The organism is Miniphocaeibacter halophilus (assembly GCF_016458825.1).
GTDB classification, from domain to species: domain Bacteria; phylum Bacillota; class Clostridia; order Tissierellales; family Peptoniphilaceae; genus Miniphocaeibacter; species Miniphocaeibacter halophilus.
In genome coordinates, this window is record NZ_CP066744.1 from 746,395 (window position 1) to 759,727 (window position 13,333).

The following is a 13,333-nucleotide window of genomic DNA, read 5'->3' on the forward strand; positions in this document are numbered from 1 at the left end:
ACCCTACACCTCCTTAAATTTAATAGTTTTAATTTAATAATAGACCTTAGCTAGTATTATTAATATTTTATTAGTTTTGTAATTGTTTCAAAAATGTAAAAATTTCTCATTTATTTAAAAAGCAGATTTTTATATTAAAAAATTAAGATTTATTTTTTTATATATTTTTTTATTACAGTAATTAACAATCTTCCAAAATCTAATTGAAAATAATATTCTTATCTTTCATATAACATTGGTTTTTAAAGCTTTCCTACTTTCTTTTTCTTTATTGTATTTTAAAGAATCTATATTAAAGACTTAAATTTAATTTGATTTTTCTATATTTAAAATAGATTTTAAACTTTAATTTTAATAAAAATATAAAAAAATTACTTTAATTTAAATTTTTTCATCTTTTATTAACTATTTTAATTACTTGAATTTTAAAATTTAACCTATTGAAATCTTAACATTTATGATAATCATGATACAATTATTTTAAGTAGGTATGGTTATTATTAATATATTTTCTACTAATAGTATTAATTAACTTACTTATATTAATTTAGGAGGTGAATAATATGAAAAATTTATATGAAAAATACTTTACTAAACAAAAAATGATGCGTACAGTATTAATTCCATTAATAATTATAAGTCTTTTTTCTATTTATAATTTTGGATGGAGAGTATTGGCCTTGCTATTATTAAACTTATTTGTTGCAATGGTTATTGAATATTTGTGTGAAGTTAAATTGTATAAAAGGAAAAAAATCTCTGAAGCGGTAATTATTACCAGTATTCTTTATACTATGACATTGCCGGTATCGTTACCATTTTGGATTTCCGCAGTAGGAATCGCTTTCGGAATATTCTTTGGAAAAATGGTTTTTGGTGGCTTTGGTAAAAATATTTTTAATCCTGCCTTAGTTGGTCGTGTTTTTATCTATATTAATTTTCCAAACCCATTAACAATTGCTTGGAATGAAGCTGCTAAAGGATTACCTGGAGGTTTCGGTGCTTTTACCTTACCTCATATCGATGCCTTATCAACAGCTACGCCAATGTTAGCTTTTAGAAATGAAGGTGTTTTAACAAATATTTCCGATTTATTAATAGGAAATGTTTCAGGGGCTATTGGAGAAACTTCAAAAGTTCTAATAATTTTAGCTGCTATTTACTTAATTTATAAAAAAGTTGCTTCTTGGCAAATAATGGCAGGTTCTGTATTAGGTTTTTCAGTTTTATCTGGGATTTTAAATCTTATGGGAGTAGAAACAATACCTAACCCTATTTATGGAATGTTACTTGGTGGTTTTTTACTTGGTACAGTATTTATGGCAACAGATCCTATTTCTGCTGCAAAAACCGTTCCTGGAAAGTGGATTTATGGACTTATTATAGGAATAGTAACTGTAATAATTAGAGGTTTTGCACTATTCTCCGGTGGTATGATGTTTGCCATTTTAATGGGTAACACCTTTGCACCAATAATTGACTATGTTGTAAGACAAAGAAAAGCTAATAAAAAATCAAAAGAGGCGGTGGTATAATGGCTAAGAAAAAAAGCATGATTTTTCCTGTGGTTTTTATGGTTCTTTTAGCCGGAATACTAACATTTCTTTTGGCAGTAATAAATGAAGTATCTTTACCGGTAATTGAATTTAATCAAAAAATTGAATTACAAGAAAAAATACTTTCTGTATTTAATATTTTGCCGGAAGAAGCAACACCTCAGGAAATAGATTCTATTTTTAATGAAAATATTAAAGAAGAAGATTATGAAGGTAAAAAATTATATATCCAAGAAGAAAACGGTGAAAACGTTGCCTATGCAGTTCCCTTTGACGGACCTGGACTTTGGGGTAGTATTGACGGATATCTTGGAATAAAATCAGATTTAAAAACAGTAACAGGAATTGAATTTATTAAACAAGAGGAAACTCCTGGACTAGGAGGTAGGATTTCCGAACCTGAATATAAAGAGCAATTTAGAAATCTCGATATTTCTGATTCTTCATCAGGAGAAATTGTAATTAACAAACCTGCTCCTGGCGGAAATATTGATGCTATTACAGGTGCAACTCAAACATCTACCTTTGTTACAAATATGATTAACGAAGATATAATGAACTTTATAAATACAAGAAAGGAAGTGTAGTATGGCAGGAAAAACCAATTATAAAAAAATAATTTCCGATGCATTATTATATGATAATCCTGTTTTAGTACAAGTTATAGGGCTTTGTTCAACCCTTGCAGTTACTAATCTTGCTATGAATTCATTGGTAATGGGAATAGCATTAGCTGTAGTAACAGCCTTCTCTTCCCTAACAATATCTTTGTTGAGAAATATTACACCTAAACATATAAGAATGATGGTACAGGTATTTGTAATATCCTTCTATGTAATAATAGTAGATATTTTCTTAAAAGCATATATGCCGGAAATGAGTAAAACTTTAGGACCTTATGTTGGTTTAATAATTACCAACTGTATAATAATGGGTAGAGCAGAAGCCTTTGCCATAGCTAATAAACCAATACCTTCTTTTGTAGACGGTTTTATTTCAGGAATTGGCTATACAATTGTACTTTTACTAGTTGCTTTTGTTAGGGAATTACTAGGATTTGGTTCTTTATTTGGAATAAGAATACTTCCACAATCCTTTACTCCTTGGACAATGATGGTAATGCCACCTGGAGCTTTCTTCATATTACCTATAATTATGTGGATAGCTTATAATATACGAAATAAAAAGAAAGGAGCTAAAAAATAATGACAATACATCCATTAGTAATATTCTTTGCTTCTATATTTACAAGCAATATGATATTTAGTAATTTCTTGGGAATGTGCTCCTTTGTTGCTGTAAGTAAAGAAGTTGAAACAGCTACAGGGCTAGGAGTAGCCGTAACTTTTGTTATAACGGTAACAACAATAATAAATTATTTCCTATACGAATTAATGGTAATGTTCAATATTGAATACTTAAGATTTATAGTATTTATAATTTCCATTGCTGCCTTTGTGCAATTTTTGGAAATGGTATTAGAAAGATACATACCAAATTTATATTATGCACTAGGAATATTTTTACCATTAATTACAGTTAACTGTGCAATTCTTGGAGTTTCTTTATTTATGGTTATAAGACAATATAACTTTTTACAAACAGTTGGCTTTGCAATAGGGTCAGGTTTAGGATGGGCTCTTGCAATAATCTCTATGGCTGGAATAAGGTCCAGAATAAATGAAAATGCATTACCTGAAGGACTTAGAGGAGCTCCAATAACCCTTATAATAACAGGAATAATGGCAATGGCATTTATAGGATTCTCTGGTATAGTACAAATATCATAGGAGGAGAAAATGAGTACAGTTTTAACAACAACAGCAATAATTTCCGGTTTGTGTGCTCTTTTCGCCATTATATTAACCATTGCAGACAAATATATTGCAGATTATGGAGAAGTAAATTTAATTATAAACGACGAAAAAGAGTATACAGTTGATGGAGGAAACAGTTTACTGGACACACTCCGAAACGAAAAGATTTTTATACCTTCAGCATGTGGTGGAAAAGGCTCTTGTGGTTATTGTAAGGTAAAAGTTCTTGAAGGAGGAGGACAGGTTTTAGCAACAGAAAAACCTTGGCTTTCACCAGAGGAATTACAGGACAATATAAGACTTTCCTGTCAATGTAAGGTAAAGGAAAATATAAAAATCGAAATACCTGAAGAATTATTTAATGTAAAAGAATATAAGGTTACAGTTGTAGATATTCAAAAAATGACCGATAAAATTAAAAAATTCAGATTTCAATTACCTGAAGGAGAAAAAATCAGTTTCAAACCCGGTCAATATATACAAATTAAAGCACCAGAATACGAAGGTAATACAGAAGAGGTTTACAGGGCCTATTCTGTTGCATCATCCATAAAAGATGAAAATCATCTGGAGGTTTTAATTGGATATACCGGCGGAATATGTACAACCTATATGCACAAATTCGTAGAAGTAGGAACTGAACTTGATTTAAACGGTCCTTATGGCGATTTCTATTACCACGATGATGACAGTGAAATAGTAATGGTTGCTGCCGGAACAGGATTTGCACCAATACGTTCAATTCTTTACCATATGAAGGATAACGATATAAAAAGAAAAGCAAGATTTTACTTTGGAGCTAGAACAGAAGATGACCTGTTCTTATTAGACGAGTTGAAAATGTTTGAAGAAGAATTATATGACTTTAAATTTATGCCAACCTTGTCTAGAGTTCCGGAAGATTCCAGCTGGGTCGGTGACAGAGGCAGAGTTACAAACTCAATAGATAAATATTTACAGGATTCCGGAAATTATACAGCCTACCTATGTGGTAGTCCTGTAATGATACAATCCATTGTAGAATCACTAAATAAGAAAAATATACCGGATGATAAAATTTACTTTGATGAATTTTAGATAATTAGAAATAGGTAAAGGATAGCAGCCGCTATCCTTTTTCTATTAATATTCTAAATACTTTAGAATAAATTCCCTATAATGATTTTCCAATTCTCTATTTTTACCTGCAACTAAATTATAAACATAATATGCCAAATAGTTCCAATCAACCGTTTTTACATTATTGTAGTTAAATTTAGTAATCTCCTTAACTAAACTTTCATTTTCATAAGGAAGTATAAAGACAGCATAGTCATTTAAGCTATTTATCATTCCAATATTTCTATTTATTTGATAATCATAGAAAAACTCTTCCTTTGTAATATTTTTTAGGTAAAGACTGTTTGTAACAAAATTAGAATATTTAGTCTCCCATACCTCATCCCTGTTAAATCCTGAAAAAATTCCATAACCATTTTCACTGTATTTCATTTCAAAAAATACTCTTATTCCATTTGCATATTCTAAAAATAAATCAATTCCCGTTTTTTCATCCTGCCCACATCTATGTTCAAAATCTACAGTTACTAAGTTTGTTAAAGTCCCTTCTTCCTTGTTTATTATTTTTTCTACTACCCTATTTAATATATCCCTATTTTCAAGTAGTGGTAAAAAGAAATTCATTCCCATAACCTGTGAAGAATTTAAATGATTAGAATATACATGAAGTTCTTTATTGGGGCAATACTTCTCATATAGTGGGTAGGTTTCGCCAATAAAATTTTCAGCTACTAACTCATCGGAGAGAACATGACCGTATTCCTTATTTTTAAACAATCCATTTTTTTCAATTCCTAAATTCTTTTCCATGTACTTACCTAGGTGCTTTGTTACTCTTTTCTTAAATTCATCATATTTCATAATATACCTCCTCTATATTACTCTATAATATTTAATAATCCTTCTTATTATGGAATCTAAAAATAGATGAATTAACCAAAACAAATTATTTAAAAACAACAGCTCTCTTATATATAAATATACCCAAGAAAAACAGGTAATTAAACCTGTTCTCTTAATCTATTCTTTTTCTATTACCAACCAGTTACCTGACTTGTTACTAATAAAATCATATTTGCCTATTTGGTTTTCCTCTAAAGCCTTATAAAAATACTCTTTAAACTCTTCTAAATTCATTTCTTTTTTTCCAGGATACCATTTTTGGGGATTTATTTTAAACATAGTTTTTTCTATTTCTTCCTTTAAAATCTCATTACCGTACCCCTTACCAATATATGCCTTGCCACCTTTTCTTAAAACCCTATATATTTCCTTAAAAGCCTTGGTCTTGTCCTTCCAAAACCTGTAAGAAGAACGACTTACTATTAAATCTATAGAATTATTATTAAAAGGAATATTATGAACATCTCCAACTATTGGTATTACCCTATTTACCAAGTTTTCATTTTTGATTTTTTCATTGGCAATATTTTTCCCATCTAAACTAATATCCATTAAGTACACCGTCATATTGGTTAGTTTAGCAATTTCAACACCTAAATCCCCGGTTCCTGAGCCAATATCCAAACAAACTCCTTTTTTTATTTCAGTATATTCTATAACTTGCTTGGCAATAACAGGGTAAATTTTATTAAAAACATTAGTAACAAGATCCTTGTAACCATACATATTAAATTGAGATGTATTCTTTGTACTCATAATTACCTCTTTGTTATTTATAATTTATTCTATTATATACCATCTAAAGTATTCACTCTTTATTTACATATTCTCTCAAATATTTCCCAGTTAAAGATTTTTCTGATTTTATAATTTCTAAAGGAGTACCTTCAAAAACTATTTCACCTCCATCTTCACCGGCTTTTGGACCTATGTCAATTATCCAGTCAGCTTTAGCAATAATATCCATATTATGCTCTATAACAATTACTGTATTACCCTTGTCTACTAAATTATCTAAGACCTTCTGCAATTTTTCAATATCAGATATATGAAGACCGGTTGTTGGCTCATCTAAAATATATAAATTACCCTTCTTTTCCAATTCTTTTGCTAATTTTATCCTTTGAAGTTCTCCACCGGACAAAGTGTCCAATGTTTGTCCTAAAGTAATATATCCAATACCTACATCTTGTAATTTTTGTAACATTGATGTAATTTCACTATTAATAAAAAAGTTTTTCGCCTCATCTATAGTCATATTTAAAACTTCATTAATATTTTTTCCTTTTAACTTATAGTTTAAAACATACTCCTTATATTTTTTTCCTTCGCAAACATCACATACAGTTACTACTATGTCCATAAAAGCAAGGTCTGTATAAATTTTACCTAAACCTTTACAAGTAGGACAAGCTCCTTCAGAATTAGAACTAAAAATAGAGGCCTTTACCTTGTTTTCCGACGAAAATAATTTTCGAATAAAATCAAAAATTCCTGTGTATGTTGCAATTGTTGAGCGTTTTGAACCATGCACCCCTTTTTGATCTATACTAATACAATTATCGCATTGTTTCATTAAAACTCCATTAATAAGGTTGCTTTTACCGGAACCTGCAACTCCTGTTACAACAGTAAAAGTTCCTTTAGGAATTTTAACATTAATATTTTTTAAATTATGCAAATTCGCATTTTTTATATTAATATAACCCTTAGCCTTTCTTACAGTTTTCTTACAATCCAATTTACGAAAAATAGTTTTAGACGTAATAGTATTTGCACCTTGTAATTCACTATAATTTCCTTGAAAAACTATTTCTCCACCCTTTTTTCCTGCAAAGGGCCCCATATCTATAATATGGTCTGCTATTTTTATAACATCTGGATCATGTTCAACAACTAAAACAGTATTTCCTTTATCCCTTAACAACTGTAATAAATTATTAATTTTATCTACATTATAGGGATGTAGTCCAATACTTGGTTCATCAAAAATATATAATACATCTGAAAGGCTGCTTCCCAATTGCTTTACCATTTTAATTCTTTGGGATTCTCCTCCTGAAAGAGTTGAAGTTTCTCTATTTAAACTTAAATATTCCAAGCCTACAGAAATTAATTGTTCCAATTGTTGTTTAATTTCATCAATTACCGACTTGACTTTAGGACTATCAATTGAAGATATAAAATCAAGTAGCTTGTTTATTTCCATAAAAGTACAGTCTGAAATATCTAAACCTTTAATTTTACAAGATAAAATATTTTTCTTAAGTCGCTTACCATTACATACAGGACAAATATCCTTGGAAACAATTTTATTAATCTCTTTTTTATTTACCTTTGCCTCTTTGCTTTCTCCCTTTAAAAAACTTCTTTCAATTCGTGGAATAAGACCTTCATAAATTCCATTTTTCGGATATTTTAAACCGGGATTTGGTAACTTGTAATTATTTTTATATAATAACAGATTTATTTCCTCCCTGCTGAAATCCCTTAATTTTTTATTATTATCAAATAAACCCGAATTAAGATACCGGGAAATACGCCAACCTTTTAAAGCAAATCCCGGAAATAAAATAGCTCCCTCATTTAATGATTTGTTCCAATCTATTAATTTATTGATATTAATATTATTTATTTTCCCAATACCCTCACATTTTTTACACATTCCCTTTGGATTATTAAAAGAGAAAACCTCTGAATATCCAACAAAAGGCTTTCCAATACGAGAAAATAACAAACGTAAAAGAGAATAAATATCTGTAACGGTCCCTACAGTTGAACGAGCATTTCCTCCTAAACGCTTTTGATTTATAACAAAAGAAACCGGTAGATTTTCTATCTTATCAACATTTGGTTGACTGTACTGAGGTAATCTATGTCTAATAAAACTACTGTAAGTATCATTTAATTGACGTTGCGACTCAGCGCCAATAGTATCAAAAACAAGAGATGTTTTTCCGGAACCGGAAACACCTGTAAAGACTGTAATTTTCTTTTTTGGAATTTTAACAGTTATATTTTTCAAATTTTTTTTCTCTAGCACCAAAAACCTTTATATATTCCTGTTTCATTTAATAGCCTCCTTGTAAAAGTATTAAATAAAGTGTATCATTTAACCATGTCATATATTGTCATGTTTAGGAGAAAGAAGGTTACTAAATGAAAAAATCTCGACGATTAATTGAACTTCAGCGATACATAAATACAAAAAAAGAATTTACTGCACAGGAAATTGCCGATGAATTTAATATTTCTGTACGAACTGCTCATAGAGATATGCTTGAATTGTCTGATTTGGGAGTATATTATGATACCAAGCAAGGAAATAATGGTGGCTATAAATTACTATCCACAAAATTATTGCCACCGGTTAATTTAACTGAAAATGAAGCATTTGCAGTATTTTTTGCCAGCCATTCACTAACATTTTATAGTTCTCTTCCTTTTGAAATAGACTTAAAGTCAGTCTTAAGAAAACTATATTTCAACTTACCAGAAGACAGTCAAAAAACAGTAGATAGCTTAAAGACAAAACTATTTTTAAAAAATAAAAAGAGGAATATTTCCAATAACCATTTAAAAGATTTATTAAAATACTCTGGAACTAAGAATGTATTTGAAATGTATTACGATACATTATCAGGAGTAAAAAAATACAAGGTTGTCTTTATATGTCTATACAGTGAAAATGGCTTTTGGTATGTGCCATCTCTTGACCTAAAAGAAAACAAAATCAAACATTATCGAGTAGATAGAGTTGAAAATATTACAAGTACAAATCAAGAATATGAAAATATAGATGGATTAGTAGAAAAAAGTTTTGACTTTAACAGCTTTGATGAACCAACTCGTCTTTATGTAAAGCTAAACAAAATAGGAATTCGTGCCTGTCAAGACAATCCCTATACTAATGAAAATATCAAAATAGAGAATAATGGTGAAACTGGATTTATTGATGAATTGATTGACAAAAAAGATATTGAATTTTTCAGTGATTTTTTTATAAAGCTTTCTAGAAATGCCGTTGTTATAGAACCAATGGAGATGAAAAAATATATTTACGAAAAAGCTAAAGAAATACAGGATTTATATGGAGAATATTAATGGGGTTTTAAAAGACCTTGTAAAATTTACAGGGTCTTTATATCAACTGTAGATTTTAATATGTGTAGCTTTATAATAAGTATTTCTTAAACTCTTGAAATTCTTCATCTGTGAAATTATCCTTATATAATTCATTGACAAGCCACATACCAGACTCAACTACTTTCTTCTTTGGTGAAAATCTGCCAAGCCAATTTTCAGTAGCCCTACACTCTTTACAATTGGATACTTCTGAAATCAGCCTTGACTCATAAAGCAATCTATCTTCCTTTTTATCTACTTCAAAAACCACAAAGGAAAAATTCGCCCTCATATATTCAGTTACCTTTTTTTCTATTTTCTCTTGATAATTTTTATCTACTAAATGTCCATATTTCTCTCTATCAACTTTTTTTACCAGTTTTTTATCCCAAACTTCAAGATAGTCATTGTTATCTTTATTGAGCAAGGCTCTTCCGATATTTTTTCTAAAAATACTTCTATCCTTATTCTCTTTAATGAAATGTTGTGAAATTCTTGGTCTAAGTTGATTTTCTCCTGTATGAGTACCTACTCTCACAATTCTATCCAAATCGTTGTGAGCTTTCTCCCCCTTTTCAAAAAGAATATATATTCCATTTTTTGGAATTTCCTCTAAATTAAAAGGAAAATAAAATCTTTTCATATTATTTACTATTTTATGTATTTCTTTACAGTTATCCATATAACAAAAACACTCCCTTAATATTCACATTGTAATTAATATATAATCTTTAAACACAAAAATATAATACCGATATTAAATAAAAAAACTATTATAAATAAGCCTATCTTTTGATACAATAATCCTAGACAAAATTTAGGAGGATTATTAAATGGAAATTAAAAGATACAAAACAAGTCATAGATGGTCAGTTGCTACAGTCCACAATGGTGTAGCTTATATTACAGGACAAACTGCAAAGGACACAAGTTCTAATCTTTACGAGCAAACTAAACAAACCTTAGAAAAAATTGATGAAATATTAGCAGATTTAGGTTCAGACAAATCTAAAATACTAATGGCAACAATTTATTTGCAAGACGTAACTAAATTCCAAGAAATGAACAAGGCTTGGGATGAATGGGTTGCAGAAGGAGCTGCACCTGCAAGAGCCTGTATAGAAGGAGCTGCAAATAACCCGGCTGAACTAGTTGAAATAATAGTAACGGCTGCAGTAGATTAGAAAACAGTAAAAATTTTATCTAATATTTAAGTGTGTTTTAATTAAAAATATTGAAGTAAAGTCACTAAAATAATTAGAATAAATAAAAGTCACCTTATATTGAAATTAATCATAAAAGAAATTAATATAGGGTGATTTTTTGAAACTTTTTATAAACTCCTTTGTAGTAGAAGCATAAGAATTTATATAAATAATATTAGTAATATATAAAAAGACCTTGTAGATTTTACAAGGTTCCTTTATATTTACAATCTTTTCTACAAAACAGAATTTTTTCTCTTATGTTATTTCCTTTAATATTATTCTATTTCCAATTTAAATCCTACGCCTACTTCATTAAAATCAAATTTTTTTAAGATTTCAGCTTTAACTCCTAATGAAGTACAATGGCAAGGATAAACCATTTTTACCTTGTTGTCTAGAAAATAATCTATAGTTTTCTTTAATCTTTCGTCTGTTTTAAAAAGATGAAAGCCTCCTATAATTCCTAGTATTCTGTCATCATTACATATTTTTTTAGCATGTTCTACTATATTGCAAATTCCACTATGGGAACAGCCAGTTACTATAAAAATGCCATCTTTTAATTTACATACTAGTGCAGAATCATCTATCATATAATCATCTTCTAGTTTTTCATCTACTTCTCTTTCCCCTAAAACCCTTCTTTTTTCAAAATCAAAATATTCCGGTATTTCACCTAAAAATATACAGTTTTCCGTTACATTTAAAGGTTCTTTTGAAGGATTATACTTAAATTCTTTTGAAATATCACTACGGCTTAAAGGAGAACCGACGTCCTCATCTCTAGCTCTTTTCGGATAAAAAGCATCCGGATGGGATATTAATTCCATATTCGAAGTGTTGAATTTTTCTATTATTTTCATAAGGCCCTTTGTATGATCATCATGGCCATGGGAAATAATAATTTTATTTAATTGAGATAAATCAACATCCATTTTCTTTGCATTTTCCACTACTATTCCTGAATAACCTGTATCTAACAGTATTTTTTCATTATCTATTTCCATATAGTAACTAGCTCCCGGCTCTCCTAAATAATAATGATTTATATATGTATTATTATCTACTAAAACTCTTAATTTCATATTTCCTCCAATTTATATTAAGACTTGTTATATAATATATTAATACAAAAAAATTTATATTACAAAATAAGCCATTATATAATTTTTCCCTAGAATGTGTTAAAATGCTGAATAATAGATAGTTATAATTTAAAGAAAGAAAGGAAATAATATGTCTTTAAATAAATTAGTACATTATTTATTAATAATTTTGTTTTTAATAATTTTATACTTAATAATTGGTTCAATTATACCTTGTTTTTTCACAAAGGAGGTTAGTGCAGAAAACAAGGAAGCTTTTTCAAAAACCAAGTTTACAAATTCTGAAGTTGGTCCCGATAGAGCAACAATTATCGAAACACCTACCGATGCTCTTAATATTAGAATGGAAATGGTTCGCAATGCAAAAAAATCCCTATATATTACCACCTATAAAATTAAGGATAGTCTTAGCACTAGGGCTTTTTTAGATGAAATTATGCAAGCAGCAAATAGAGGGGTAAATGTTAAACTACTTCTCGATGGAAAATCATATTTCTATGGAATAAATGCAAAGAATTTTTTAAATGTTTTAAATGACCATCCTAACATAGAATGTAGGGTCTATAATCCTGTAAATCCTCTTAAACCATGGAATTTACAATTATTATTACATGATAAAATAATAATTGCCGATAATGAATTCCTATTACTTGGAGGTAGAAATATTGATGAACGGCATTTTGCACCGAAAGAATTTGAAGGACCAATAACCCATGATAGGGAAATTTTCATATGGCATTATAATAAGGATATTAAAGAAGAAGAAACAGCTGTTAAACAGGTAGAGAATTACTTTGACAGTTTATGGAGTTTTGAACATACATCTTTAATTAAAGATAGTGGGAAAGATAAACATCTTTCATTATTGGAAAACTCATTTGAAACTTTTAAAAAATCAAATAGTAAGTTTTTCGAAAAAACCCTAGATGATTTTTTAAATAGAACTGTAGAAACAAATAAAATTACATTGATTTATAATCCAATAGATGTGACAAAAAAAGAACCTCATGTTGCTTATCAATTACGTGAATTAGCATTAAAGGCTAAGAAGTCAGTTATTTTACAAACACCTTATGCTACGGGAAATAAAGACCTACTTTCTGTAATGAAGGAAGTTTCAAATAATGTACCCTTAGTAATGCAAACAAATTCACCAGCTTCTACTCCTAATATAGCTGCTTTTTCTAACTATTACGGACATAGAAAGAAATTTATTGAAACAGGAGCATCTATTTATGAATATCAGAGTAAAGATTCAATTCACGGAAAATCCATTGTAATTGATGATAATTTAGCTATTGTAGGCTCTTGTAATATGGACGATCGTAGTTTTTACCTAGATACTGAAACCATGTTAGTTGTGGATAGCAAGCCCCTTGCATCTGAATTAACAAATCATATTGATAATTTAAAAAATAATTCATTAAAACTAGACAATAATAATGAATATGAAGTTTCAAATACGGTAAACTTAGAGGAAGTTCCTAAGTATAAAAAACTTTTAATTTGGACAGTATTTATAGTTATGCGTCCTTTTCAATTCTTAATTTAGGAGAAAA

At 28.9% G+C, this 13,333-nt stretch carries 13 protein-coding genes; 8 read left to right on the forward strand and 5 right to left on the reverse strand.

The annotated features are described in order from the left end of the window. The first annotated feature begins 563 nt into the window (after positions 1–563). Genes JFY71_RS03675 through JFY71_RS03695 form a run of 5 tightly spaced genes read left to right on the forward strand, consistent with a single transcriptional unit; the run spans position 564 to position 4,450 of the window. Positions 564–1,535 (forward strand): RnfABCDGE type electron transport complex subunit D, encoded by a 972-nt coding sequence (locus JFY71_RS03675; protein ID WP_243661696.1) that lies wholly within the window; start codon positions 564–566, stop codon positions 1,533–1,535. Continuing rightward, positions 1,535–2,143: an RnfABCDGE type electron transport complex subunit G gene (locus JFY71_RS03680; RefSeq protein WP_243661697.1), complete on the forward strand. Its 609-nt coding sequence runs from the start codon at positions 1,535–1,537 to the stop codon at positions 2,141–2,143. The genes JFY71_RS03675 and JFY71_RS03680 overlap by 1 nt, the downstream gene beginning before the upstream one ends. A 1-nt stretch (position 2,144) precedes the next feature. After that, a complete protein-coding gene (locus JFY71_RS03685; RefSeq protein WP_243661698.1) occupies positions 2,145–2,762 on the forward strand; it encodes an NADH:ubiquinone reductase (Na(+)-transporting) subunit D in 618 nt (205 codons plus the stop codon). Further along, positions 2,762–3,346 carry an NADH:ubiquinone reductase (Na(+)-transporting) subunit E gene (locus JFY71_RS03690; RefSeq protein ID WP_243661699.1) on the forward strand — a complete coding sequence of 195 codons (585 nt, stop codon included), beginning with the start codon at positions 2,762–2,764 and terminating at the stop codon, positions 3,344–3,346. The genes JFY71_RS03685 and JFY71_RS03690 overlap by 1 nt, the downstream gene beginning before the upstream one ends. A gap of 9 nt (positions 3,347–3,355) precedes the next feature. After that, positions 3,356–4,450, forward strand: a complete 1,095-nt coding sequence (locus JFY71_RS03695) for an NADH:ubiquinone reductase (Na(+)-transporting) subunit F (protein ID WP_243661700.1) — start codon at positions 3,356–3,358, stop codon at positions 4,448–4,450. Between the two features lie 45 nt (positions 4,451–4,495). On the opposite strand, the gene JFY71_RS03700 is transcribed toward JFY71_RS03695, so the two are convergent. From JFY71_RS03700 to JFY71_RS03710, 3 genes are all read right to left on the reverse strand, one after another. Next, positions 4,496–5,293, reverse strand: coding sequence for a PGN_0703 family putative restriction endonuclease (locus JFY71_RS03700; RefSeq protein ID WP_243661701.1), 798 nt, complete (start codon positions 5,291–5,293; stop codon positions 4,496–4,498). 159 nt (positions 5,294–5,452) lie between these two features. Further along, positions 5,453–6,091, reverse strand: a complete 639-nt coding sequence (locus JFY71_RS03705) for a class I SAM-dependent methyltransferase (RefSeq protein WP_243661702.1) — start codon at positions 6,089–6,091, stop codon at positions 5,453–5,455. 52 nt (positions 6,092–6,143) lie between these two features. Next, positions 6,144–8,360: an ATP-binding cassette domain-containing protein gene (locus JFY71_RS03710; protein ID WP_243661703.1), complete on the reverse strand. Its 2,217-nt coding sequence runs from the start codon at positions 8,358–8,360 to the stop codon at positions 6,144–6,146. 134 nt (positions 8,361–8,494) lie between these two features. Here JFY71_RS03710 and JFY71_RS03715 point away from each other — a divergent pair, with 134 nt between their 5' ends. Beyond that, on the forward strand, positions 8,495–9,439 hold the full coding sequence (locus tag JFY71_RS03715) for a helix-turn-helix transcriptional regulator (RefSeq protein ID WP_243661704.1): 945 nt from the start codon (positions 8,495–8,497) through the stop codon (positions 9,437–9,439). 70 nt (positions 9,440–9,509) lie between these two features. On the opposite strand, the gene JFY71_RS03720 is transcribed toward JFY71_RS03715, so the two are convergent. Next, entirely contained in the window at positions 9,510–10,142 is a 633-nt protein-coding gene (locus tag JFY71_RS03720; RefSeq protein ID WP_243661705.1) for a GIY-YIG domain-containing protein, read from the reverse strand. 151 nt (positions 10,143–10,293) lie between these two features. On the opposite strand from JFY71_RS03720, the gene JFY71_RS03725 reads away from it, so the two are divergent. Further along, the gene (locus JFY71_RS03725; protein WP_243661706.1) at positions 10,294–10,644 is read left to right on the forward strand and encodes a RidA family protein; all 351 of its coding nucleotides are present in this window, start codon (positions 10,294–10,296) and stop codon (positions 10,642–10,644) included. A 299-nt stretch (positions 10,645–10,943) separates the two neighbouring features. Here the strand turns inward: JFY71_RS03725 and JFY71_RS03730 are convergent, their stop codons facing one another. Further along, positions 10,944–11,753: an MBL fold metallo-hydrolase gene (locus JFY71_RS03730; protein WP_243661707.1), complete on the reverse strand. Its 810-nt coding sequence runs from the start codon at positions 11,751–11,753 to the stop codon at positions 10,944–10,946. 151 nt (positions 11,754–11,904) lie between these two features. On the opposite strand from JFY71_RS03730, the gene JFY71_RS03735 reads away from it, so the two are divergent. Further along, positions 11,905–13,326: a phospholipase D-like domain-containing protein gene (locus tag JFY71_RS03735; protein ID WP_243661708.1), complete on the forward strand. Its 1,422-nt coding sequence runs from the start codon at positions 11,905–11,907 to the stop codon at positions 13,324–13,326. Positions 13,327–13,333 lie beyond the last annotated feature (7 nt).